Annotated in this window: 21 protein-coding genes; 5 read left to right on the top strand and 16 right to left on the bottom strand. The window is 54.1% G+C overall.

What is annotated here, in order from left to right; genetic code table 11:
• Positions 1-567 (bottom strand): hypothetical protein, encoded by a 567-nt coding sequence (locus METLU_RS25490; RefSeq protein WP_196806548.1) that lies wholly within the window; start codon positions 565-567, stop codon positions 1-3.
• Between the two features lie 283 nt (positions 568-850).
• Here METLU_RS25490 and METLU_RS25485 point away from each other — a divergent pair, with 283 nt between their 5' ends.
• Entirely contained in the window at positions 851-1750 is a 900-nt protein-coding gene (locus METLU_RS25485; RefSeq protein WP_196806547.1) for a helix-turn-helix domain-containing protein, read from the top strand.
• Between the two features lie 12 nt (positions 1751-1762).
• Here the strand turns inward: METLU_RS25485 and leuA are convergent, their stop codons facing one another.
• Positions 1763-3415 carry a 2-isopropylmalate synthase gene (gene leuA / locus METLU_RS0114800; RefSeq protein WP_027158893.1) on the bottom strand — a complete coding sequence of 551 codons (1653 nt, stop codon included), beginning with the start codon at positions 3413-3415 and terminating at the stop codon, positions 1763-1765.
• Between the two features lie 181 nt (positions 3416-3596).
• Here leuA and METLU_RS0114795 point away from each other — a divergent pair, with 181 nt between their 5' ends.
• The 3 genes from METLU_RS0114795 to METLU_RS0114785 all read left to right on the top strand — a co-directional run bounded on the left by METLU_RS0114795 (position 3597) and on the right by METLU_RS0114785 (position 5372).
• Positions 3597-4067, top strand: a complete 471-nt coding sequence (locus METLU_RS0114795; RefSeq protein WP_027158892.1) for an Lrp/AsnC family transcriptional regulator — start codon at positions 3597-3599, stop codon at positions 4065-4067.
• A gap of 151 nt (positions 4068-4218) precedes the next feature.
• Positions 4219-4689 carry a VOC family protein gene (locus METLU_RS0114790; protein ID WP_027158891.1) on the top strand — a complete coding sequence of 157 codons (471 nt, stop codon included), beginning with the start codon at positions 4219-4221 and terminating at the stop codon, positions 4687-4689.
• Between the two features lie 125 nt (positions 4690-4814).
• On the top strand, positions 4815-5372 hold the full coding sequence (locus METLU_RS0114785; protein ID WP_036243162.1) for a hypothetical protein: 558 nt from the start codon (positions 4815-4817) through the stop codon (positions 5370-5372).
• A gap of 691 nt (positions 5373-6063) precedes the next feature.
• Here the strand turns inward: METLU_RS0114785 and METLU_RS0114780 are convergent.
• The 10 genes from METLU_RS0114780 to METLU_RS0114735 all read right to left on the bottom strand — a co-directional run bounded on the left by METLU_RS0114780 (position 6064) and on the right by METLU_RS0114735 (position 18347).
• Entirely contained in the window at positions 6064-7263 is a 1200-nt protein-coding gene (locus tag METLU_RS0114780) for a PepSY-associated TM helix domain-containing protein (RefSeq protein ID WP_036243160.1), read from the bottom strand.
• Between the two features lie 133 nt (positions 7264-7396).
• The gene (locus METLU_RS0114775) at positions 7397-9868 is read right to left on the bottom strand and encodes a TonB-dependent siderophore receptor (protein WP_051299929.1); all 2472 of its coding nucleotides are present in this window, start codon (positions 9866-9868) and stop codon (positions 7397-7399) included.
• A 263-nt stretch (positions 9869-10131) separates the two neighbouring features.
• A complete protein-coding gene (locus METLU_RS0114770; RefSeq protein ID WP_027158887.1) occupies positions 10132-11094 on the bottom strand; it encodes a FecR family protein in 963 nt (320 codons plus the stop codon).
• Between the two features lie 72 nt (positions 11095-11166).
• Positions 11167-11700, bottom strand: a complete 534-nt coding sequence (locus METLU_RS0114765; RefSeq protein WP_027158886.1) for an RNA polymerase sigma factor — start codon at positions 11698-11700, stop codon at positions 11167-11169.
• A 293-nt stretch (positions 11701-11993) separates the two neighbouring features.
• The gene (locus METLU_RS0114760) at positions 11994-12404 is read right to left on the bottom strand and encodes an ExbD/TolR family protein (RefSeq protein WP_027158885.1); all 411 of its coding nucleotides are present in this window, start codon (positions 12402-12404) and stop codon (positions 11994-11996) included.
• Between the two features lie 2 nt (positions 12405-12406).
• Positions 12407-13072, bottom strand: a complete 666-nt coding sequence (locus METLU_RS0114755) for a MotA/TolQ/ExbB proton channel family protein (protein WP_027158884.1) — start codon at positions 13070-13072, stop codon at positions 12407-12409.
• Between the two features lie 15 nt (positions 13073-13087).
• On the bottom strand, positions 13088-13906 hold the full coding sequence (locus METLU_RS25480; protein ID WP_051299928.1) for an energy transducer TonB: 819 nt from the start codon (positions 13904-13906) through the stop codon (positions 13088-13090).
• Between the two features lie 272 nt (positions 13907-14178).
• Positions 14179-14451, bottom strand: a complete 273-nt coding sequence (locus tag METLU_RS0114745) for a hypothetical protein (protein WP_027158883.1) — start codon at positions 14449-14451, stop codon at positions 14179-14181.
• A gap of 342 nt (positions 14452-14793) precedes the next feature.
• Positions 14794-15771, bottom strand: a complete 978-nt coding sequence (locus tag METLU_RS0114740) for a FecR family protein (protein ID WP_027158882.1) — start codon at positions 15769-15771, stop codon at positions 14794-14796.
• A gap of 182 nt (positions 15772-15953) precedes the next feature.
• Entirely contained in the window at positions 15954-18347 is a 2394-nt protein-coding gene (locus METLU_RS0114735; RefSeq protein WP_027158881.1) for a penicillin acylase family protein, read from the bottom strand.
• A gap of 651 nt (positions 18348-18998) precedes the next feature.
• Between METLU_RS0114735 and METLU_RS0114730 the strand changes: the two genes are divergently transcribed.
• The gene (locus tag METLU_RS0114730) at positions 18999-19775 is read left to right on the top strand and encodes an RNA polymerase sigma factor (RefSeq protein WP_331271272.1); all 777 of its coding nucleotides are present in this window, start codon (positions 18999-19001) and stop codon (positions 19773-19775) included.
• A 77-nt stretch (positions 19776-19852) separates the two neighbouring features.
• Here METLU_RS0114730 and METLU_RS0114725 read toward each other — a convergent pair whose 3' ends face one another.
• The 4 genes from METLU_RS0114725 to METLU_RS0114710 all read right to left on the bottom strand — a co-directional run bounded on the left by METLU_RS0114725 (position 19853) and on the right by METLU_RS0114710 (position 25055).
• Positions 19853-20686 carry a DJ-1/PfpI family protein gene (locus METLU_RS0114725; protein WP_036243156.1) on the bottom strand — a complete coding sequence of 278 codons (834 nt, stop codon included), beginning with the start codon at positions 20684-20686 and terminating at the stop codon, positions 19853-19855.
• A gap of 80 nt (positions 20687-20766) precedes the next feature.
• Positions 20767-23175 (bottom strand): TonB-dependent siderophore receptor, encoded by a 2409-nt coding sequence (locus tag METLU_RS25475; protein WP_196806546.1) that lies wholly within the window; start codon positions 23173-23175, stop codon positions 20767-20769.
• 276 nt (positions 23176-23451) lie between these two features.
• Complete coding sequence (locus tag METLU_RS0114715; protein WP_027158878.1) at positions 23452-24435, bottom strand: FecR family protein; 984 nt, start codon at positions 24433-24435, stop codon at positions 23452-23454.
• Positions 24436-24554: 119 nt separating this feature from the next.
• Entirely contained in the window at positions 24555-25055 is a 501-nt protein-coding gene (locus METLU_RS0114710) for an RNA polymerase sigma factor (protein ID WP_036243153.1), read from the bottom strand.
• Positions 25056-25597 lie beyond the last annotated feature (542 nt).

The following is a 25597-nucleotide window of genomic DNA, read 5'->3' as shown; positions in this document are numbered from 1 at the left end:
TTAAAAAGAATTGTTGTTTTCCGATCTTATCGGCAGCCTTTCTTCCATGCCTTCGCCTGGCATTTCCCGAAACCCAAAAACGCTATCCGAGCTTTCCAGACCAGTCGTCTTCAAGCTGAAGATATCCTTATTGAAGGTCGACAATAGAATAATCACAGCGCCCTTGCCAAACCCGTAACTCGTGATGGTAATGCTTGCCATCTGAAACAGGCGAAAGATCGCCGGCAACAAACCTTCGGCCGGTGTCGGCGTATCCAGTACCGGAAATATGGCCTGCAATAGAAACAGGCTCGAATTGGTGAATGCGCCAACAACCATGGCCCAGCGCACATGCCACGGCAACGGCACCTTGGCCGCGTAAAACCCGAACAGCAGCGCACTCATTAACAGGAAATCGAGATGCGCCTGCAACAGGCGCGTGAACTTGCCCTGGAAAACCAGCTTGATCGGTGCAATGTCGATGCTCATGCCCACCATGCACCACGCCAGAACCAAAGCCGCCAGCAGCCATAAAACGGCGCCTCTGATTAAAAGCACATTTCCCGCATGTCTTGAATCCTGATTCATAACCAATCGCCTCATGTTCTTTTCAATTTAAATTGATACTGCCTTTTTAAGTATAAAGACATCGGCTTGTCACGCGCGTGCTCAGGACGGAACAACTGCTTGACTGAAAAGGCAATACGCCATTTACATGCGCCACTGTTGTCTCTAACATTGGCAACAGCCAATCTCTGAAAATAGGAGTTTTGATCATGGATATTCACGGCTCGACATCCTCAACAGACTCAGGCACGACGCAGGGCATCAGGTTATCGACGGACGACCGTCCGCCACGCGAGCGGCATGAATGGCTGCGCGAAGTCATAGGACGGAATATGCCAATGTTGAAGTCACGCCACCGGCCGACGGCAGCCTGTTCAACGAAATGACAATTTACCCGTGGCAGGCTCTGCGCCTGTCCGCCATCCGCTCCAGCGCCGTTTGCCTGGAGCGGCTGCCTCGCGAGCCCCATTTGATCAGTCACGATGCCTACTTTGCGGTCGTCCTGCTATCAGGCGGTTACCAGCTTGAGCAGAACGGCAAAGCCGTTTTTCTACAGCCTGGGGATATGACGCTCTACGACGCCACGCTGCCCCATCGCATACACTGCCCGCGGAACTTCTCGAAACTGATCGTTTCGATCCCGAGACCGCTGCTGAGAGACAGAATAGCCGGCATCGAACACTGCACGGCGTTGCGCATCCCCGGCAATCAAGGCATAGGCGCCGTGGCAGCCAATCTCTTACGCACTTCTGCGAGCCAGACCGATCAATTAAGTGCGCAGGAATTTTCCGCGCTTGCAGACCATTCTCTCGACCTGTTGACTCTGGCGCTGGCCTCCGTACGCCCTGCTAACTTCAACTTGTCCAGAAGCCGTTCCTTCGCGCTGAACCGGATCAAGGATTTCATCGACCGGCATCTTGCCAATCCGGCTATGGATTCCGCGATGGTCTCCTACGGTGCCGGTTTGTCGTCGCGCTATGTCAACGATCTGTTTAAGGACGAAAACACTTCCCTGATGCGCTATATCTGGCAGCGCCGGCTTGAAAACTGCCGGAAAGACCTGCTTGACCCGATTCATGCCGGCCATCGGCTTTCCGACATCGCATTCCGCTGGGGATTTAACGACTTATCGCACTTCAGCCGGGCGTTCAAACAGCGCTTCGGCTGCTCGCCCAAAGCCTATCGGCAACAGATGAAAGTTTAGCCCCGCGCCTGCTTAACGAATATGCCTTAAAACGGCATTCAGCGAGGCACTGACGATATCGTCATGGCAGGCTATGCCGGTATGTGTCTCACCATTGTATTTCAGCCGGATATAACACGCAGCTTTGGCATTGCTGCCGGCCGACAGGGCGTGCTCATGATAGTCGGTGATTTCGATAGTTTGGCCGAACTGCCTTTCCAGCGCATTGACAAACGCATCCAGCGCGCCATTGCCGGACCCTGTTACCGTAATCTCGCCCGACGCCGAAACCAGGCGCGCCGACAGCGTCTCCTGCCGGTCGTGATCGAGATGAAATCCGGCCAGTCGATAAGTCGCCTCAGCGGTGAAATAGGTCTGCTCGAATAATGCCACAAGCTGCTGCGCGCTTATTTCCCCCGCCTCCTCTTCGGTCCGGCGCTGCACGATCCGGCTGAATTCAATCTGCAGCCAGCGCGGCAGTTGCAGGCCCAGTTCCTGCTCGATGACATACGCGGCGCCGCCCTTGCCGGACTGGCTGTTGATGCGGATGACCGCCTGGTAATCGCGGCCGACATCGGCCGGATCGATGGGCAGATAGGCGATGTTCCACGGCTGTCCCGGCTGGCGGGCTTCCAGGCATTTCTTGATCGCATCCTGATGGCTGCCCGAGAAAGCCGTGAACACCAGGTCGCCCGCATAAGGATGGCGCGGATGCACGGCGATCTGGTTGAACCGGCTGACCTGACGGCTGATCGCGTCCAGATCGGAAAAATCCAGCCCGGGATCGATGCCCTGGCTGTACAAATTCATGGCCATGACCATGATATCGGCATTGCCGGTACGCTCGCCGTTGCCGAACAAGGTGCCTTCGACACGCTGGGCGCCGGCCATGAGCGCCAGTTCGGCGGCGGCAACGGCACAGCCCCGGTCATTGTGCGTATGCACGCTGACGATGACCGCCTCGCGATGCCGGATGTGCGTGCTGAACCATTCGATCTGGTCGGCGTAGACATTCGGCGTCGAAATCTCAACCGTCGACGGCAGATTAAAGATAATCGGCCGCTCGGCCGTCGGCTGCCAGACATCGGCGACGGCGTTGCAGATTTCCAGCGCATAGTCCGGTTCCGTCGCCGTAAAACTCTCCGGCGAGTACTGAAACTGCCACACGGTCTCCGGCTGCGCCGCGGCGCATTCCTTCATCACTCGCGCGCCGTCCACAGCCAGCGCGGTAATGCCGTCCTTGCCCATTTTGAAGACCTGCTCGCGCTGCACCCTGGACGTGGAATTGTACAGATGCATGATGGCCCGCCTGGCGCCTTTCAAGGCCTCGAAACTGCGCCGGACCAACCCTTCGCGCGCCGGCATCAGGACCGACACCGTCACATCGTCCGGTATCAGCCGCTCATCGATCAGCAAGCGGATAAAGTCATAATCGGTCTGGGACGCGGAAGGAAAGCCGACGGCGATCTCCTTGAAGCCGATCCTGACCAGAAGCTTGAAGAAAGCCGTTTTTTGCTCGATGGTCAAGGGATTGATCAGCGCCTGATTGCCGTCGCGCAGATCCTCGCTGCACCAGATCGGCGCCTGGTCAATCCGCCGGTCGGGCCATTGCCGCCGCGGCAGACTGATGACAGGGCTTGGCCTGTATTTATGATGATCGAAAACCGCTCGCTGTGCTGTATTCATAGTGTCTCCTCGCTCCATGGTCGTTGAATGAAGCCACAGTATAGGAAAAAGGCTTGAGCGAATGATTGCCAATACGCGGGTAAAAACGGCTTTTTGAGCAATTATTGCCTACTGATTATCATCTGTTTGTATAATCATTTCCGTGATTGCCTGAAGCCGACAACAACCCTGTTGAATTGCCATGAAAATAGACCGAACAGACCGACGCATCCTGGATGAAATGCAAAGGAATGCACGCATTTCCAATCTGGAACTGGCCGACAAGATAGGACTATCGCCCTCACCCTGCTCAAGAAGAGTCAAACAGCTCGAAGACAGCGGCTTCATCGACCGCCATGTGACTTTGCTGAACCAAGCCAAGCTGCAGCTGAAACTGACCGCTATCGTTCAAGTCAGCATGGACCGGCACACGCCGGACCGGTTCGAGAATTTCGAAGCCCACGCCAGCACCTGGCCGGAAGTGCTCGAATGTTACCTGATCACCGGCCAGACCGCGGATTATCTGCTGAAAGTGATCGTGCCAGACATGGACCATTATCAGGACTTCCTGCTCGGAAAACTGACCCGCATCGACGGCGTCACCGGCGTTCAGTCCAGTTTTGTGCTGCGCAAGGCCGTCGATACGAGTGTTTTGCCGCTGGATCACTTGTAGCCTTTTCTATGAGTTTAACGGCAACAAAATGCAGAAACAGGGTCTAACAAAAGCGTTCAATTGACGAGTTGGCGTGCCGTTCGCGCTGCCGACCGTCCGCTTCCGGCCATATCAAGCGGTCCGGTATGTTCATTTCGGAAGGAGAATAGTCATGACAGTTAGACCCATCCCCGACGGTTACCACAACATCACTCCCTACCTATGTATTAAAGGCGCGACTGAAGCCATTGAATTTTACAAGCGCGCGTTCGACGCGGCCGAAGTGTTCCGGCTGGTGACGCCGGGTGGCGAAATCGGACACGCCGAAATCAGGATCGGCGACTCATCCCTCATGTTGTCCGACGCCTGTGATCAAAGCCCGTTACGCAATCCCCAATCGCAGGGTGGCTCATCCATCGGCCTGTATCTCTATGTAGCGGATGTCGATGCCCAGTTTGCCAAGGCCGTCGGCGCCGGCGCGAAAGTCATCAGCCCATTGCTGGATCAGTTTTACGGCGACCGCACCGGCACGCTGGAAGATCCTTTCGGACATATCTGGTATTTGGCTTCCCACATAGAAGACCTGTCGCATGAAGAGATCAGCAGACGCGCCGAGACGCTTTTCAGTGCCCAATGCGGATAAGTTCGTGCCCGGCCGATGAGGGAGGGGCGGAGACTGCCTCTGCTTACCGGACCCTGTTTCCGTATGGATGGCATGTAATTGCTATACAATGAAAAGCCGACAATGAGCGTTATGGAAATCGTGTTATGTTGAAAAAAATCATCGCCAAAATCGCCGATATCTTTTTGGGATTATTGGTGACCATTTATATCGTTTTGGAAGAGCTGGTCTGGGACAAAATCGCCGAACCGATTTATGCTTTTATTCACAGCCTCAAAATTTTACAGAAAATCGAGACGCTGATTTACAGGTTCGATCGCCATGCGCTGCTGGTGCTTTTTCTAGCGCTGTTTGCCCTGGTGGAAGTGCAAGGCATCGTCGCACTGAAGCTCATGGCCACAGGCCAGGTCATCGCCGGCACGGCATTGTATGCGGGTAAATTCCCCATTGCGGCCTTTACCTTCTGGCTCTTTAACATCTCGAAGGAAAAACTCATGACCTTCGGCTGGTTCAGGCGGCTTTACGAACTGTTGATACTGGCTATTCACAAGATCAAGTCCAGCGCCATTCACCAGCACATCGTCGCCCGGCTTAAATCCGTGAAGGAATGGCTGAAAAACCGGCTGTCCGGGCCGCGCCTGTTCGTACGCAAGCTGACGGAAAAATTCAGGATTTCGAAATATTATAAAAATTCAAGGAGTTAGCCGCGTAGGTTGGGGTGACGATAGGAACCCCAACAAGCAAAGTACCCGGGGTAATCGAATTGTTGGGGTTCGCACGCTCACCCTAACCTACGCGCTGGTTTCCAGCAGCATGGGCAGAAAGCCCGCAAAGTTGGTCAGGAACGCCAGCAGAATCGGTCGGAACCGTGACTTTGATATTTTAGGATTCGGCTAGAAATAACATCCTGATGTCGATTTTTATGAGCCCTGTGGGAGCGATGCCTACATCGCGACTAAAGACCGCCACAAGTCGCGATGTAGGCATCGCTCCCACAGTTGCTGCCCGGATTTAAAACTGGTTGCCGGAGTCGCCCAAGGCAAATACCCAGAGGGCATAAGTATAAGTACTCCAAGGGCATAAATGAATTCACCCTACATAAGCGCTAATTTCATCGACAAATCGGAAAGTTATTTTTAACCGAATCCTTACGCGGGTGCGTTGCGGCCTGCGCCCGGCGGCAAGTCCATGATCAATTCAGAGAAAAAGTGATATTCTCCGCTTAAGATTTATATGGGCTTGCCCTGATGATCGCCCAGCCTGACAGACTCTGCGAAAGAACCGGTTGGGATTGCTTGGCTTGTCTTAAACCCTGCAAACGGGGCAACATGCCTCGTCCGGCTCAGGGACAAGTCAAGTTAGACCTTCCAGGTTTTTAAAACCTGGAAGGTCTAACTATATCCTGCGTGTCTTTCCTGCCCGCCGTTTTTGCAACCAGCGAATCACGCCGGTAACAAATATCAGCGGACAAGCCAAGCCGGTCAAAAACACCAGTATCCGGCCAGTCATGCCGAACGCCCGCCCGGAATGCAACGGCCACTGCCAATGCGTGAACACTTCGCCGGCGCTGCCGGTGGTCGGATCGTCCGCATCCAGTATTTTGCCGCTATAGCGATCTATCACCACGCAACGCCGCTGCAACAGGCTGCCGGGCGCATCGACACCATCCTGACAGACGGTATAGGCTTTAGTCGGCGTAGGCGCTCCGTAAATAAAATGCGGTCGCCCGGTCGGGTAGCGTTGTAAAGCTATCGTGACAGCTTCGTCCATACCAATCGCCTGACCGCCGCCCGCCGGCGGCGTCGAACGGAACCAATAGCGATAGGTCACCGGCGAGAACAGTTCCAGCACTGGCACCACGTTATGCGGCAACACCATGTAAACGCCGGAAAACAAGACCGGCAGCATCACCAACGCCGTATAGAATCCGGCGGTTTTATGCAGGTCGTAGTGCAGCCGCTCGGCGCTGGCCTTGCATTTGACTGTCAAGGCTTGCCACCAGCGCCCGGTCAACGGCCACCAAACGATCAAGCCGGTCAGCACCGAGATTATCAATAAAGCCCCGGACAACCCTACCACTACAGTGCTGACATCATGCGACTTAATCAACAGCGCGTAATGCAGTTTAAACATGAAGTCGATAAAAGTTTTGGGAATAACACTATCCGAGCGATCCTGCAAACGCTTGCCGGTTACCTTGGCCGTATAGGGGTCGATGGCCACCTGCCATGTTTCAGCGGCTCCGTCCACCGTAGCGACAGTGTATCTGAGCTTAAAAGCCGCCTCCGCATTGTGCGGATAAGTGGCGAAAGTATGTTTGGCCTGTGCCGGCACGGCCCGGCGCCCGGCCTCGAAAATCGCCGCCAAGGGCTGGTAAGCCGCCTGAGACTCCGGCGGTTGGACGATTAACAGCTCGTTATTTAGCCATTCGTCGATTTCTTCATAAAACACAAGGATGCTGCCGGTGATGCCGTAAATCGACAGCAGAAATCCAAGTGCCAAGCCTAGCCATAAATGTACACCGAGCCACAACTTGCGGCGGGTCTTAAGCCTCGATAAACGCTGACGATTGTTCTTTGCAGGGAACGAGATCATGTTCTTGTGTTCTTTGACGAAAAGAGAAATTCGGCCGCTTCGTAGAATAATCCAGGCTCATGTTGCCAGACGGCACCTTCGCCAAGGTCGCCGGCATCATGAGGCCCAAATTACACCCCGAACCCACCAGACATTAAAATTCCAAGCGGATCGAGCCCATGAAATTGCGCGGCGCGCCCGGCTGAGTCAAATAGCCGTTGAATGCGGACGTTTCATAAATCGTCTTATCCAACAGATTATTGACGTTCAACTGAGCGGTCACTTTGGACTTTCCCAATTCCAAGGAATAACCGATCAGCGCGTCGACTCTGACGTAGCCCGGCATTTGCCAGTCATTCGCGTTATTGCCCTCCCGTTCACCGACAACATAGGCACCGGCGCCGAAATTCAGACCTCGCAACACTGGATCTTGAACCGAGTATTTGGCCCAGAAACTACCCGAATTTCTGGGGACGTTCCAAAGCTTGTGCCCTTGATTACCTTGATTGTCCTTGGTGATTTCCGCATCGGTGTAGGCATAAGAGGCGATCAGGCTCAACCCGTCCGTGACTTGGCCAGAAACATCCACTTCTATGCCGCGGCTGCGTGCTTCTCCGGTCGATACGGAAAACCTCGAATTGATCGGATCGGGTGTGGCAATGTTTTGCTTGGTCAATTCGTAAAAGGCCACCGTGGTCAGCAACTTTTTATCGAACAATTCGGTTTTGAATCCGACCTCGTGCTGCTGCGCCGTTTCGGCAGAGAGAGGTTGACCGTTGGATGCCAGTGCGGTATTCGCTCCGCCAAGCGATTCGACATAGTTCCCGTACAGGGAAAGCCAAGGCCAGGGTTGATACACCATGCCCACACGCGGACTGAAAGCCTCGTCTTTGACTTCCGTTTCATTGTTTCTGGCAGTTTCGATGGCAGTCGAAGCCGAACCGTTGCTGCGGGCCGCCCAGTCGTAACGCCCGCCCCCCATGATATGCAGCTTGTCGAATAAGGTGATCTGATCCTGAAAATACGTGCCGTACCAAGATTGGTTGAAGGTGGTGAACTGGTTGAAGTCCTTGGCCGAGGCTAACGGAACCTGTCCATAGACCGGATTGAAAATATCAACCACAGGTCGATAGACTGCCGGCGCCGGAGCGCCGAAGAATCCTTGGCTTTCAGCCGTTTCCCAGAAGTAATCGAAACCCGCCAATACCCGATGCCGGGTGCCGAATAATTCGAATTTACCGGTCAGATCGATACTAGTCGCGACTGTATCGGTATCGTCAATCGGCCGGGTGCTGACATTACGAACAGCCGTGCGTTGATTCAGAGGGTTCACCGGCCTTGGAAAAAACGACGAATTGTTGATCTGATAATCCAGGTTGTAATAGTGAAAACGGTGCTGGATTTTCCAGTCGTCATTGAATTGGTGCGACCAATCGAAGCCCACCAACACCTTTTCGAACACGGAGGTCTCGTTATCGGTTCCGAAACCATAAAAGCGCGTAACGGGAACATTCACCGGACGGTTGCCCAGTACCGGAAGCCCCGTATAGCTGGTACGGGTGTCGTACTGGTATTCCAGATTCAGATTGACTTCGGTTCGGTCGCTGGGCTTCCAGCTCAGCGATGGCGCAACAAATACACGCTCCTGGTCCATTTTGTCGATGAACAGATCGTTGTTTTGGTAAGCCAAATCGAAGCGGTACAACAGCGAACGATCGTCATTGATCGGGCCTGTCGCATCTATGGTCGTCCGATACAAATCATAGGAACCAAACTGCTGCTCCAACGCGTAATAGGGCTTATCCAACGGCTTTTTGGTCACAACATTGATCAAGCCGCCGGGCTCGATGCGCCCATAGATGGCGGCGGCCGGCCCTTTCAGCACTTCGAGCTGTTCCAAGTTGACGACCTCGTGCTGCGCGCGCCGGATACGCAAACCATTACGATAAACGGTCGTTGTGCCGTCGGTTTGAAAGCCGCGCAACTGGAAGCCTTCGTACATCGGATCGGTCGCCCAGAATACGCCGCTGACGTTTTTCAGCGCATCTTTTATTCGAATCGCCTGTTGGTCTTTCAGTATTTGTTTAGGTATCACTTGCACCGACATCGGCGTTTCCATAATCGGCGTATCGGTTTTGGTCGCGGTAGAGGTGTTGCTGATGTAATAGTCTTCGTTATAGGGATCATTCACGTCCTTAACCGCCTCGCCAACTACAGTCATCGTTGTCAAGACAGGCGTGTCTGCCTGTGATTGAGGCGCGTTCTCCAGCGTGGCCGTATTGGCGCCGGTCAATCGATAACGTAACCCGCTGCCGGTCAGTAGCTGCTGCAACGCCTGCTGCGGGGTGTAGCGGCCATGGACGGCACTGGAGCGTATATCTTTCGCCATGCCGGCCGGAAAGCCGACTTGCCAGTCGCTGACGGCGATGAAGGCGTTGAGGGCGTCCACTAAAGGCTGGGCCGGAATGTTGAAGTTGAGCGCCGCGCTTTGCGGCTTCGCGGTATTTTGCTCGCCTGTGTCGGCGGCCGATACCGGCAGCGGCGAGCCGAAAGCGGGTAATGTTAAAGCCATGGCGATGGCCAGCTGGCGCAGTGTCCCTGGTGCGTTAGGTTGAACCTGAGGCATGAATTCTCCTGATTTGTCATGTGGTTAGTCGGCGCGTTTGCAGGCGCATAGCTAACAAGACGTATCAGCATGGCTGACGACACACTTGCAGAGAATTTTTTTTCGTGCAGCTTGAGGCGGCAGTTTTGGGGGCGTGGCTTTCCCGGCACAATCAGGTCCAAAGTCGCCCAGGGCGAATAAATTCGCCCCCACATGATTTCATCGATAAATCGGAAAGTTATTTTTAGCCGAATCCTTAGCAATACGGCAACCACAATGGAAATTCAGCCTTTCAACACCGTCAGATACGCCGACAGGTTGATAACGCGCGCGCCGGCGATGCCGGCCAAGGCGCGAACAATGGCATCGGTATCTTTAAGCTTGTAGTTGCCGGTGATGCGGGTTTTGGCGAGTTTGGCATCGGTAATGACGATGATGCCGGGATGGTAGCGGTCGAGTTCGGCGATCACTTCTCCCAGCGGCTGATCCTGAAAGATCAACCGGCCGTCAAGCCAGGCGAAAGCCCGGCTGGCGTCAATGCCGGTGACGGCGCCGACGCCCTCGCTGACTATGCGGGTGTGCTGCCCGGCAGTGAGTTGCCGGCTGTCGCCCTGCTGTCCGGCGCAAACGACAATGCCGCTTTCGACATCGACCAGAGTGGCGTCGCCGGTTTTGACGTTAAAGCGGGTGCCGACCACGCGTACCGTGCCTTGCGCTGTCTCGACGATAAAGGGCCGGGTTTTGTCCGGCTGTACTTCAAAGTAAGCTTCTCCGCTGAGTATTTTCACTCCGCGCCGCTCGCCTTCGTCATTAAACGCCAGCGCGGTGTCGGTGTTCATCGTTACCGCCGAGCCATCGGCCAGCACCAGGCGGCGTTGCTCTCCGGCCGCCGTCACCGCGTCGGCTTGCCAGCGTTCGATCAAGCCCGAACCCAGCAGCAGCCAGCCGCTCGCCAATACCATGCAGGCTGCGGTGGCCCAGCGTTGCGGGCGTAATTTTCGCTGCGCTGGCGGCGACGGTATCGCCGCGCATTGGCTCAAGGCGACATTCAGCGCCTGCGATTGCCATAATTGAGCGACCCTGTCGTAAGCGGCTCGATGCGCCAGACTGGCGGCCAGCCAATCGGCAAATTCGGCGCGGTCGCGTTGACTGGCTTTACTGTCCTGCAAACGGGCGAACCAGGCTAACGCCTGGTCTTGCGTTTTGCCCAAGGTAGGGATCGAGTTTGGTTCGGCATGTAAAGACATAGGGGGTACACCTGAGTGATTTGGCAAAATTCTATCATTAATTAGACGTGCGCAATGCGCAATATCCATACTTTAAATGGGTGATTTGCCTTGTGCGGACAGCAAGTGGGCAAGCGCGGCATACACGTTTTTTTCCACCGCGCTGCGGGAAATGCCGTAATGTCGGGCGATGCGCTCATAAGTCCAGTGATGGAATTTATGCAGCACCAGAATTTGGCGACGACGTTCCGACAAGCCGTTCAGCGCTTCAAGCATGAGCGCGACCTGCTGCCGTTCGTCAATTTGCTGTTCCGGTGCGGGTGCGTTTGAAGGAATGCGTTCCAGCAGATTATCGGCATCTTCATCGTCTGTTGAGTGGTTATCGCTGTGTTGACGTACCCTTTCCTTGCGAAGATGATCCAGCGCCAGATTGCGGGCAATTTGGTAAAGGAAGGGACGCGGCTGGTGGATGTCCTGGGTTGTTGAAGCATGCAGCATTTTCAAGTATGCCTCGTGCGCCAGATCTTCCGCCGTTTGCGGACAGCCGACAATGCGATAGATGGTTTGAATTAACGATTGCCGATGATGCAAAAACAAATCGTTGATAGCGAGAGTAAGACTGGTCATGGCGATGGTTTTTAGTTTTGCTGAAAAACTGGAGCCTGCCTTTTCGACAGGCTCAAACAGGCCAGCAAAAACCGAGCCAATATGTATGCGATTGATATTTAAAAGAACTTGTTGCTTATGGACGCAAAAGTGCGGCATATGCCGTATTGACTGGGTGAAATGGCATAGTTTCAGAGTTTCGTAAGGCGGGTTGGGCATTAGCCGTAAACCAACACATCCGGGCGGAAAAGTCGGGTTACGCTATCGCTAACCCGACCTACTTGTCTTTATAGGTCTTCCATAAGCCCCGCCAACTACTGCTCCACCGTTACAAAGGCTATTTTTGTGATGCCCGCATGCTGAACGGCCGCCATTATTTCAGCCACTTTGGCATACACCACGGCTTGGTCGGCGTATAAGTGCACGCCAGCCTCAGAGTCTTGCGCAAGCTTATCCTTTAAAGCGGTTTCCAGGGAGGCGAGATCGGCGACAGGCAGCTTATTGAGTGTGATGATCCCTTGCGCGTCAATACCCAACTGTAACGGCTGCTCTTTCACGTCCGCCGTGGTTTCGGCGGTTTTTGGCAAAGCCACATGCACGGATTGAGTCAGCAACGGCGCGGTCACCAATAAAATGATCACCAGCACCAGCATCACATCGACCAGCGGAGTGACATTGATTTCGCTCATTGTGTCTTCGTTGTCTGACTGCGGTTTAAAGGCCATGGTTATCCCCTGACTTGTCGGTCAGCGCTGAAAACGATGTGCATGAAACCGGCGACAAAGTTTTCCAGATCGGCACGGTGTTGTTTGACCCCGCGCAGGAAGAAATTGTAGGCCAATACCGCTGGCACGGCGACGGCAATGCCGATGGCGGTGGCGACCAGGGCATCGCCAATGGGGCCGGCGACCACATCCAGGCTGGTTGATCCGCTTTGGGTAATCTCATGCATGGCATGCATGATGCCCAGGACCGTACCGAATAATCCGACAAAGGGCGCGGTGCTGCCGATACTGGCGAGCATGGTCAGGCCGGTTTCCATCGCGCGCTGTTCCTGCTGCATGTGAATAAGCAGCGATTGTTCCAGTTGCTCAGTCGGCGAACCTTGATATTTAAGATGTTTGCCTGACGCCTGCTGGCTGCCGTCCAGCCAGGTGAAGCCTTTTGTCGCGATGCGGGCTTGCGGGCCGCGGGCCAGGGTTTCAGGCAAGGCCCTGGCGGTAGCAAGATTCGGCGCCTCCCAAAAGGCGCTGTTAAAACGGCGGTTGTAATAGCCGTTCTTGCTGAATTGCCAGAGCTTGAACAGAATCAGCGTCCAGGTGATCACTGAAAAAGCCAGCAAGGCGTACAAAGTCCCGTCGATAATCAATTGGGGGGCAATATGATAGGGCATTCCCTCTTTCCTCCGTTAATGGTCTAGTTTAAAAATAATGGGCACGATCACCGAGCTGGCTATTGCCGTATCGCCCCGTTTGGCGGGAATAAACCGCCATTTCTTGACCGCCTCGATGGCCGCTTCATCCAGTTCCTCGTGGCCACTGCTGCTTTGTATGGCGACAGCCTCGCTATGCCCTTCAGCGGACACGCTTACCCGTAGCCGCACGGTACCCTGCCAGCCTCGCCTACGGTAAGTTGCCGGATATTTGGGTGGGGGATTAAAACCGTAGTTGGCGTTAACACTGGCTTCGGTATAGGGCTCCGCATTACTCTGTGTTTTGCTTGCCGAGGCTGAAGTACTGGAGGCGGGGCTTGAGTCCTTTAAAGTTGACGATTCCGCTGTCGATTCCGCGGGGGAAGGCGTGAGCGGTATTTCCTCGGCAATCGCCTCAGTTTTTGGCGGTTGCGCTGGTTTATGTTTCACCGGCGTTTTTTTCTTCAGCGGCTTTTTGACCGGTGTTTTTTTCGGTTTGGGCGGCTCGACCGGTTTGGGCTGCACGGGCGGCGCGGTTGAGGCTTGTTGGCCCGGTACCGAAACCAATGACACAGCCATCATCAATGGCTGTGCCAATGTGACAGGCTCCCGCGGTTGCAACAACCATTGACCAGCCCGGATGTGCAACAGCAGCACTAAAATCAGCAGTAAACTACCAATAGAGCGAGGCTGTTCTTCTCCGGTTAAAACTTCAAGCAAGGTTCGCTTTTTGCGCCTGACAAAGGGTGCCGCACCGCCCAGAGGCGATAAACTCTGTCCGACCAGGCCCTGTTCGTGGTTGTTGAATAAATACATGGAAAATAGGTCTTCCTCAATTTGCACCAATGCCGGAGATTGCCTGTTGTCTGTCAACCCGACATTTTGTCATCTGTGTCAGATTGGCAGATAGCGTCAATCCAACCCATGGTGCTTTATTATTATTTAGTTAGCCAAGGTAACGAAGGTGCAAACAGCATCGTTATAGATTGTCGTAACCGGCGCCCTCAAAGCATGTCATGAATTTATAACCTTTTTTATTGATGATGATTTTTGCTGTAGGCGTAACTGAAGCCGGATGGCTTTTTTGTTTACTCTTCCAGACACTTGCCGGAAAGCGTATTTAAAAGCGCCGTGAGCCGGTCCAGTTTCACATCCACTTGCCTGACATATTCTTTGAGCTGAACCATTTGCGCCTGAATATCCCTGGAGTTCTCATGGACATGCTGGAAATGAATCTGGAAATACCGAGGCAACGGAAACAGGTCCAGCAAGTCATCACCCTCGTGAACACTGCGCTCCTCGGGCATCTTGGGAGGCATGGCGCCTCTTTTGCGTTCTTGAACCAGCTTTGATGTTGGCATGCGTCCTTCCTCGCTGCGATGGTTGATCGGTCTTACCGGTTTTTCTTCATTAAAACGAAACGGGTACTCTAAATTCATATCAGCATAACAATAAGTTGTCTTCACAAATCACGGACAGCCGATATGTCTATGATTCAGTTAATCCATCCCTGGATTCCGGACGTCATGCCTGACGATTTTTTTAGGGGTGCGAAGCTCCGAATAGCCATTATATTGGGAGGGAATAGCGGTTATTTCGGCGCTTCATTATGTAAGACGTTTCAGCCATAAAAATCCCTCACTCTGGAAATAAAAAATTATTTTTAAGCGGGTTGCAGGGTTTGGCGGCCCGATGTTTTGGCGTTAACCGATGATGACGAACCAGTCGCTCAGGCGCGTAATCTTGACTGACAAGGTTTTTTCCAGTGTTTGCAGTATGTGCGCCGAATCGCGCAGATTGATGCGGCCGTTGATTTTCAGCTCGCGCAGGCTGTTGTCCTTGAAAATAACCAGGCCGTTTCTATAGCGCTGCACCTGCTCGATGACGTCGCCCAGGGCCATGTCTTCAAAGACCAGGTAGCCGTCCAGCCAGGACGTGGTCAGCTTCGTATCGAGCCTGCCGGTTTCGCCGTGCCCGTCCCGGTCGACCGATACGGCATCGCCGTCCCGCAGAACGACAGACTGGCGCCAGCGCTGACCGTCCGTCACTTCCACGCGGCCGGACAGCACTTTGACCTCATCGCTGCGGCCTTTTTTGTGCACGAAAAACCGGGTGCCCAGCACGCGCGTGATTGAATATTCGCCATGGACTATAAAAGGCCGGCCGGCATCGGGCTGCACATCGAAAAAGGCTTCGCCCTTCAGCAATTCGATAGTCCGCTGATCGCCCTGCATCGTAACAGCCAGCGCACTGTCCGTGTTAAGCGTGACAGAGGATCCATCCTCCAGGCGCACGGTTTTCTGTTCGCCGACTTTCGTGGCATAGTCGGCCTGAAGCAGCACGGCCAGTTCAATGCGAAAGACGAACAGCAGGGCCAGGCTGGCAGCCACGGCCAGCAACAACCGCGGACCAGGGCGCGTTTTCTTTGTCAGGCGGGAAAATTCGGTCGACTTCGTTTCGGCCTCGCTTAATACCTGCTTCAAACGGGCATCGCCCCATAACATGCTGATTTCATCAAATGCTTGCCGATGCGCAAAGTCCTGAGCCAGCCAGCGCGCGAACGCGGCTTTTTCTTCTCCGGTGACATTCTCCGAGCGCAGCCGCGCAAACCAGGCGGCGGCCTGTTCATCAATCAAATCCTCGCCCCCTGATTCGCCGTTAAAATCGTTATCGTGCTTCATATCGGTATTTCACCTGCCCCACCCTATATTAGTAGACGATTATAATGAAATCCGACCTCACTTCTATCGTCTAATTTTTTTGGCCACCTCATGCATGGATCTCATGCGCATCATCTTAAGGAAGCCTTTGTGGTCAAGTCGATGCCAGGGAGGATCATGTGAAGATCCCGCCAGCTACCGTATCAATCGACATCAGGTTTCAGTATCAGACTGTGCTCGGGCTTGCCCGCCAGCAGCGCCAGTGGCAGGCCTTTCACCCAGTAGCGGTGCTGATCACGGTAATGGGGCGACAGCGGATGTCCCGACTGGCCTCCGGGCATGTGCATGATGCCTTCGTCGAGGCGCGCTGGCGAAACGACCAATCGCTCGCTGGCACCGAACTCCGAGCCGAGCGCACGCACGCAGTTGGCGCAGCCGGCCAGGGCATCGGCCGGCATGTCCAGCAAAATCCCGAGCAGCGGCACAGCCCTGGAGAAAGGATGACCGATACGCGCCTTGTTGACCTGGCCCCAGGTCAGTTCGGACAGCGCCGTATCGGGATAGTCCGCGCTCAGTTGCTGCGCGCTGCGCTTCAGCTGGCCCCGGATGAAGTCGTCCCAGTTTCGGTAATTGACCGGGTCCGGCAGCAGTTGCGGCACTTTCCCGGTCAGCATGGCCTGCAGCGGCGTATCGATATAGGTCCAGGCATAGCTGAAATGCGCATCGAGGCTTCGGCTGGCTTCCAGGAACGGGCTGAACACGCTTGTCGCCAGCTGCTGCCGAAACCGCACCAGCAAGGCAAATCCGAGGCTGTCCGTATCGGCCCGGCCGTTCCAGGCGAGCAGGGTGTCGCGCAGCTCCTGCAGTTCCGGTTGCCGTTCAATATTCCTGGGCGACAGCACGCTCAGCGCCAGTTGCTGATAAAACCCGTAAAATTCGTTTTCGGTATCGAGCTGCAACCCGAACATCGCCCATTCGTTAATGACCGGCATCTCCTTGAGCCGCTGGGTGATGCGGTAGGCGCGATAACCGCTTGCGAACTGGTGCCCGATCACATGCGGGTATTCTCTGCCGAGACGGCGGTCATTGGCCGACACCAGCCAGCCCGCGGCCGGATCGATCTCGCGCGGCAACTGTCGCGCATCGACGTAGCCGTCCCAACCGACCGAACCGTCGGCCCAGGAGCGGCTGACCGAGCCGTCGAAACCGACACGTTTGGGAATCTGGCCCATGACCGTCCAGCCGATACGGCCATGATTATCGGCCAGCAAGAAGTTCAACTGCGGGCCGCCGGTATGGTTGACGATCGCCATGGCCTGTTCCAGTGTTTCGGCCTGATCCAGATCCAGCAATCCGAGATTGACGATGTTGTCATCGAGCGCGCTCCAGTGCACGGCGGCCGGCTTGCCCAGCAACGGCTCCAGGGCTACCGGCCCCCAGATGCTGCGCCTGACGGTAATCTGCAATGGCTCGGCCTCCTTGATGCGAATGATTTCGTTGGTCCGTTCAAAGCGTTGCCACTTGTCGCCGACGCGGTACTGATCCGGATTCTCCGGATTGATCTCCAGGCTCACCAGGTCCAGGAAATCGCCCGTCAGATTGGTGCCGCCCCAGGCCAGCCGGTCGTTGCCGCCGGCGATGAACACGGGCGCGCCGGGCAAGGTCACGCCTGCCGTGCGGCCGGTGCCGTAGTCCATTTCGGCGCGGTACCAGATATTGGGCACTGAAATGCCCAGATGCATGTCGTTGGCCAGGATGGCCCGCCCATCGTGCGTTTTAGCGCCGCTGACGACCCAGGCATTGGAGCCGGCCATCAGATCGTTCAACTGCACGGCTTCGGCCAGTTTCAGCGCATCCGGCGCATGCCGGGCAAGAGCGGTCTCCAGCGAGGCCACCGGAATCGGTCGAACGGGCCGATAAGGTTCAGCGGCGCCATACAGGCTGTCGGTGAACCGGTCGGTGTCCGGCGTCAGGAAAGACACGACCTCGGCCGGCAGGCTTTTCTCCATGACCGTCAGCATGCGCTCCTCACGCTCTGCCGAGGCCGTCAGGTTGTCGAACATGCCCAAAACCACCAATAGGCTGTCTTCCGGCTTCCAGCGTTCGGGACGGTAAGCCAGGACCGTGAATTCGAAAGGCAGAGCCGGCGCACTACCGATGTAGCTGTTGATGCCTTCGGCGTAGGCCTCGAGATAGCGGCGATGAGCCTGCGGCAGTTTCGCCACGACCGCTTTCGCGACGCGCGGGAATCCGTAAGTTCGCGCCCTGATGTCGCTATTGACGGCGGCCTGACCGAATAGCTCGGCCAGGCGGCCGGCATTCTTGCGGCGCATCAGATCCATCTGAAACAGGCGGTCGCGCGCTGTGACATAGCCCAGCGCGCGCAGGGCGTCGGCCCGATTGCCGGCCTTGATCACGGGAATACCGTGGCTGTCGGATATGACCACGACAGGAGCGGATAGCCCTTCCACCATGAATTCGCCGTCTTGCGGCGGCAGCGACCGTTGCAGGAACAACATCCCTGCGCCGGTGACAAGCATGCTGAGGCCGAGGAGAGTGAGCAGGGCATATAAAAATAATTTTCGAATTCGTTGCATGAATATTCCGGTTTTTGTGCCCTTCTTAAGGTTGCGCAGGAATTACCACAAAGGTCACGAAGAAGCAGGCCTATAAAATTTGAGGCGCTGGTTATTACGGTTTGCGAAGTGTCAATCATCCTATAGACCGGCATAAAGCCTGCGTAATTCCAACCCATCATTAGAAAATGCGGTCATTTTTCCACTTGTTCAGGTCCCGCTGCCTGGCGTTTCCGGGCCTGCGGGTATTCGATAATCTTGATGCGTCCTTCCTCCGGTTTGATGCAGCGGTCAGAGCCAGGCGATTGCGGTATTTATTATAGACGCATGGGCGAGCGAGTCACCTCACCCCTAAATGAAGGCGAAAAACACGGAATGGAAGATTTCTGGCCGGGTTGGCAACCCCTTTAATTAATTGATGTTACGCCCGGGCAGCTTTTTTATGCCGTTTGCCGCTCCCGAGCACTACAGCTCTTGAGTCCCTTTTACCGAAAGCGACCAAATGTTCGCGTAGGTGCGAATTAATTCGCACTCAACAAGAGCCATATCGATTCCTGGAAAGCTTGGGCGGGCGTCTCGGGTCGAATACCCTATAGGGCACAAGTTAATTCGACCCTACAGGCGCATTCGACGTATGGACCAATTGTCTGCGTAACATCAGTTAATTAAGCTATGTTATTTACCGCATGCCGGTACGGGAAATCACTTAATGCTCAGTATCAGCTTGATTTGCTCGATGGCTTTTTGTCCGATAAACGCAAAATCAAAACCTCATGCTGTCCTGAAATTAAGAGCCCGCGCCATAAAAGCCTTGCTGTGCCACGTGCTTTCATCATTTCAGGCATAAAAAATGCTTTTCCGCATTCAGGCGAAGACTTGAACTCGCGCATCCAACCGCTCATTTTTCCGGATGATCTTTATCACGCTATTACGACCAAGGAAGAGAAGTTGAACATAGAAGCCCTGTACCAGCAACATCAAAACGAATTGATCTACCATGTCTTCGGCATACTGCATTGCCGGGATATCGCTGCGGATATTGTTCAGGAAAGTTACATCAGATTGTCACACGAAGCCGAGAGGCAAAAGATCGAACATCCCCGTAGCCTGCTGTTCCGCATCGCCCACAATCTGGCGCTCGATCATCTGAAGCACAGAAAGGTGATGGAACACTACGCTCAGTCACTGGATCCGACCCTGATGCCGGCGACCGAATCGCCATCGGCCGAACAACTGGCATCGGAAGCCCAGAGGCAGCATATTTTAAGGCAGGCCATAGACGAACTGCCGCCCCGCTGCCGCCAGGCTTTCATCCTGCATAACATCCACGGCATGAGTTATCGCGACATAGCCTTGGAACTAGGCATCTCCGAAAGCGGCGTCGAAAAGCACATCATGAAAGGCCTGCTGCACTGCCGCAAACAGATGAAAAAACGGCTGCCGGAATAGAGGCGGGGAAGACAGGGTGGTTTGCGCTTCCCGTCCCATAGGGTGCGTTTCCACGAAGAGCGCAGAAACGCGGCACATTAGATTTCCAGTTCCATATCCAGCACTAACGGCGCAAACATTCCCCTGACGCTATCCCGGACAAAAGCCGGCGCTTTTTCAGGTGAGCCGGCGTTAAAGGGCGGCGCCGGATCATATTCGGCTTGCAGTTGAATCGCTTCCGCATATTCCTTGCCGCGTAAAGCGGCCACGATTTGCAGGCCCAAATCGATCCCGGCCGTAACGCCGCCGCCGGTCACCAGATTGCCATCCCAGACCACGCGTTCGTTCATGGGCGTCGCGCCGAACTTTTTTAATAATTCCAGCGTCGACCAATGCGAAGTGGCCTTTTTGCCTTTCAACAGACCGGCCTTGCCGAGCAGTAAACTGCCGGTGCAGACGCTGGTGATGTATCTGGCATTAGCCGCCCTGGTTTTAATGAAGTCGATAAACGGCTTGTTTTTCATGGCTTCCAGTGTCCCGCTTGCACCACCGGGGACAAACAGAATATCCAATTTTTCCGGACATTCGCTCTGCCTGTGCGTGGGAACAATTGAAAAATTACCGCAGGACACCGGCGTCAAGTCATCCGTGGGAGATATCAAACACACTTCAGCGCCCATCATGGCGGTAAACAAAAACTGCGGGTTAATCAGATCCGGTGCATAAAAGCCGGGGTATAAAAGCATCGCAATTTTTTCATTCCCCATCATTTTTACGTCCGGATCGCTCATAAAAGCTTTATGCGCTTGCCGGGAGACCGCTTTGGCTCCGAGTTTCCGCTGTTCATCACTTTCAGCGGCTCTAATGCTATTTCCTAAAGGCGCCAGGAAAGCGGAAAATAATGCCAGCTTGGTAAATTGTCGACGATCCATAAAATAGTCCTGATGATAATCGTGGTATTAATGTGAATCCCGATGACGCGAGTGATGGCCATCAGGAATTGCCGAAAACGTCAAAAAGTCACCGATCCGCTGAAATAGACGGTTGTCCCCTGAGCAGGCGTCACGCGCGTGTCGAAGTAATTCAGCCGTTGAAAATAGTCGTTGTCGGTCAGGTTCTTGATCGAGACCCCAAGTTTGTAAGCTTTTGTTCTGTATGCGATGTCCGCGTCTATGGTGTAAAAGCTATCGCTTTTGTAGAGGTTCGCTTTGTCCAAATAGGCGCTTGATTGCGCATAGATGCCCGAGCCTACGCTCCATCCTTCCAGCATCGGGTCATGAAAAGCATAATTCGCCCAGAAACGGCCGGAATGTTTCGGAACGCCCGGCAAATGGTTCCCGTCAGGCACGCCCGCCAAATTATCGGTGAATTCCGCCTCGGTAAAGGCATAATTACCCAACAAGCTCAAACTTTCGGTTACCTGCCAGGTCATATCCGTCTCGATACCCGTCGAGCGCTGCTGCCCTTTGGTTGCCGACCGGAACAGAGGATCTGTAAAATCCGTGACTTTGACGTTTTCCCGTTCAATTTGATAAACCGCAAGTTGTCCTGTCAGTTGATCGGCTATATCAAACTTCACGCCGGCCTCGATCTGATTGGAGAGTTCAGGCTCGGGCGTCGAAGCATAATTGGCTCCGCCTTGGCCGCGCATGCCTTCGCTATAGTCGGCAAACAGCGAAAACTCATCCGTTATGTCGATAAGCCCGCCGACATTGGGCAGGAAACGGCCGGAATCGGAGTTGAATTCCGCCCCGGAAACCGTATTGACAAAATCCGTCGTCACATTGCTTCTACGCACGCTTGCCAGCAGGTGCAGGCGGTCATAGATCGTGCTCTGCAACTGAACATAGCCGCCGTAAGTCGTGTTTCTGGTCAATTGATTTTGTTCACGCGCGCCCGGAGTACTGAACGGAGCCGTAAAAACCGGAGCAGCCAGGTTGACGGTGTCCGCGAGCATGGCGAAATCCATGAAGCCGTCATCATCCAGTTCGCTGAAATCAGCGCCCAGCAGCACGGTATTCTTGGTCGGGCCCAGATCGAATTTAGCCGTGGCATAAACTTGAACACTCTTTTCTTCCTGCTCTTGTGCCAGCTCTGTATTGATCAAGCCCCACGTTGAAGGCGCAAAGAACGGTTGATCGGCGCCAAAGCCATCGGCGCCAAACAAGTTTTGCGCCAAAGTATCGAATTTGGAATGGGAATAGCGTCCTTTAGCAGTTAACGACCAGATATCGTTCAACTGGTGATCCAACGTAGCCCAGACGCCGTAAAATTCCGAGTTGCTTTTGTCGATATCCTGCGGGCCAATGAACAATTCCGGCCGAATCCTGAAATTGCCCGTGACTGTGCCGGTCGCCGGCAATCCTTGGTAATCCTGCTGCTCCCATCTCGAAAACTTGCCTTGCAGGGTGAAGTTGGTGTCATCATTGTTAGTGAAGGTCAGGGTTGGATTGAGATTAAACCGGTCTGTATCAAGCACGTCGATATTGCTTTTATTGGTCGTGTATTCACCCGTGAACCGAAACAGGATGTTGTCGTTGATCGGCTGGTTCAAGTCCACGAACGGCTGGGCAAAATCATACAGGCCGGCTTTGACCCCTATTTCATAAAACGCTTCCTTTTTCGGCAGCTTGGAAACCAGATTGATCATCCCGCCTACCGGAGAACCGTTGCCGCCGCTGTAAAGCACTGCATTCGCGCCTTTCAGCACTTCAATCCGCTCGATATTGACCATGCTGCCCTGGTCTCCCGCATTTAAATACTGGGTGAAACCGTCGATAAACTGCCGCGATGCAAACCCGCGAATCAGGGTCGGTTCAAAATTGGGCGTGATAGCCGAAAGGCGCGGAACAACACCGCTCACGTTGCGCAAGCTTTCTTCCACCGTAATGGTTTGCTGGTCATCCGTCACGGCCTTTGGGATGACATGAATGGACATCGGCGTTTCCAAAATCGGCGTATCGGTTCTGGTGGCGGTAGCCGCATGGGTGACGGCGTAAGCCGTCGGGTCGTCATCTTCGGTTGCACCTACTACCGTCATCGCTGCCAATGTAGGCGCATTGCCTGTTTGCTGCTGACTTTGACGGCTCGGTTCTAAAGTGATGGTTTTGTCATTGCTGTATCGGTAGTTAAGCCCGGAGCCTTTCAGCAATTTTTCCAGCGCCTGCTCCGGCGTATAAGTGCCGTTAAGTGCGGGCGCTTGCAGGTGTTCGGCAATATCGCTGTCATAAAGCACTTGCAGCCGCGTGTCGGTGGAAAAGCGAGTTAATGCGCTCGATAAAGATTGCGCCGGCATGTTGAATTGCACCGGCTTGCCGGTATCGGCAGCATAACCGCTTTGTCCTGTGACCAGCAGGACAGTCAGAATCCCCGCTGCTTTGATGGTTTTTTGTCTCTGTTTATGTTTTTTTGATAATTTCATGCTGTATTTCTCATTGATCATAAAGCGTTGCCTTCTTGAGAAAGACGAAGCACAATAAATTTACCCTTAGTCTGGGAAGAAAAAATGCAGGCGCTGTCGAAGACAGGCAAATTTATCTGCGGTGATTTCCGGCCGTGCGTCTGTGTAGGCTGAGTTGGAGCTTTAGCGGAAACCCGGCATGGGCGACTGATTCATGGCTGGGCGTCTGTAGGGGCGAATTCATTCGCCCTTGGGTGGACCTTCCAGAGATCGAATGAATTCGCCCCTACAACGCTTCTAATAAAACAGAACCAGACGCTCCGACAGATTCAGGGATTTTATCTTCAACGTTGCCTTGATCCCGTCGACTGCGGCGCCAGGGTCTGTGGTATCGAACACGCCGCTGACGATGCGTTCTTTCAGCGCGGGATTGATGAGCAGGATCTGGCCGCGCCGGTAGCGATTGACTTCATCGATCACCTGCGACAACGGCTGACGGCTGAAAACCAGCTGCCTGCGCTGCCAGGCGAGCGCTTCAAAAATATCAGCGGACAGGACCGGCCCGATCCGGCCCTGTTGATAAGCAACCTGCTGATTCAGATGCACCAGAACGGCTTCATGGGTATTGTTGGCCGAGACTTCCACCGTGCCTTCGCTGACGATCACGCGCATGGCGTCGCCGGAACCCCTGACGCTGAATGCCGTGCCGACAGCGCGCGCGCTGGCTGTCCCGTTAGTCACGGTAAACGGACGGCTTTTATTCGGCGCCACATCGAAATACCCTTCGCCGCGCAGCAGCCTGATCCGTCGTTGATCCGCCGAGAAATCCACATTCAGGGCGGTATTGGTATTCAGGGTGATACGTGAGCCGTCATCGAGCGCAACGGTTAATTGCTCGCCCGGCGCCGTATGATAGTCGCTTTGCCAATTCTGGTAGAGTGTCGCCAATTGACTGGACAGCAATACGGCAACCATCAAAAGCGACGAGGAGGCAGTCATGAATCGCCGAGAATAAGGGCGTTTATTTGTGAAAGGCAGCGATGTGTCCGCCACTTGTTCGGCCCCGACTCTTGCCTGAACCCGTTGAGCGGGGGCTTCAAGCATTGCCCAGAGCCCCCGCACCTTGTCATATGCCCTGGCATGTTCCTGACTGGCCTGATACCAGCTTTTGAACTGGACCCGTTCCTCGGCCGTCACGTCATCCGCCTGCAGACGCACAAACCAGGCGGACGCCTGTTCGGAAACGGATGGGGGCGGTACGGAAGGTTTCTTGATGGGCATGGCAGGGTATTTGCAGTACCAAGGTTTTTAATAAACAGAAAAGGAGTTGTTAATAAGACGTTTGACAGTCTCCTTACCCTTATAAAGGGGAGTAATTTTTGTCTGTTATCTGAAGCGAGTCAATCGAACTGTTTGCGAATCTGTTCCATCGCCTTGCGCATATGGCTTTCCACGGTACGCGGAGAAATGGTAAGTGCATCGCCGATCTCGGCATAGCTTTTGCCTTCCACGCGGCACATCAGGAAAACCTCGCGGCATTTCGGCGGCAGATCGTAAATGATCCGTTCAAGCATTTCCAATTGCTGGCGGTCGGCCAATACGGCCTCCGGTTCGGGCGCCTCGCACATCAAATCGTCCGTCACCTGCCCACCATCGCGCTGAAGCTGCCGGGTTCGACTGCGAAGATGGTCAAGGGCAAGATTATTGGCAATACGAAACAAATAGGCGCGCATATTTTCAATAGTGTCCACCTTCCGATGACGGACAAGACGTAAATACGTTTCCTGGGTTAAATCCGTTGCAGTTTCGGCACACTGTACCTTGTAGGTCAAAAATTGCATCAAATCCTTTTGATGCTGAAGAAAGAACGATGACAAACTTTGCTCGGGAAATAGACTCATCGTCAAACCAAATCCTTTGATGTTCAAGTAATGATGTTGCTATGGAAATTAAGAAGGGGAAATCCCCTTAACATAATAAGCAAATACAATGCCATTCACGACTAAGCCTTGTAATTAAACGACCTGACACTCATTTCTTCAGTTAGAACGCGCTCTTAACAAGTCAAAAAAGCATGCCATATCACCTACTGAGTGCGTCATATAACACAGTTTTTTTAACTGATGTTACGGCACAGGTAGCTTTTTATGCCATTTGCCGCTCCCGGGCACTACAACTCTTGAGCCTCCTTTACCGAAAGCGGCCCAATGCGCTTGTAGGTGCGAATTCACTTGTGCCCCATGGGTATTCGCACTAAATGACTAACAAGGCGTCTCGGGTCGAATTAATTCAACCCTACAGGCGCATTTGACGTATGGACCAATTGTCTGCGTAACATCTGTTTTTTAATTTGATTTTTACAATGCCTGCCAAGCCGTTGATGAAAGGTCTGACGCAAGCAAAACAGCTGTCGGGCCGTAAGCCAACCGCAAGGAACCCTGCC

This window comes from Methylobacter luteus IMV-B-3098 (genome assembly GCF_000427625.1).
GTDB lineage: Bacteria > Pseudomonadota > Gammaproteobacteria > Methylococcales > Methylomonadaceae > Methylobacter > Methylobacter luteus.
The sequence above is the reverse complement of the archived record's forward strand: the minus strand, read 5'-3'. Positions and strand labels throughout refer to the sequence as shown.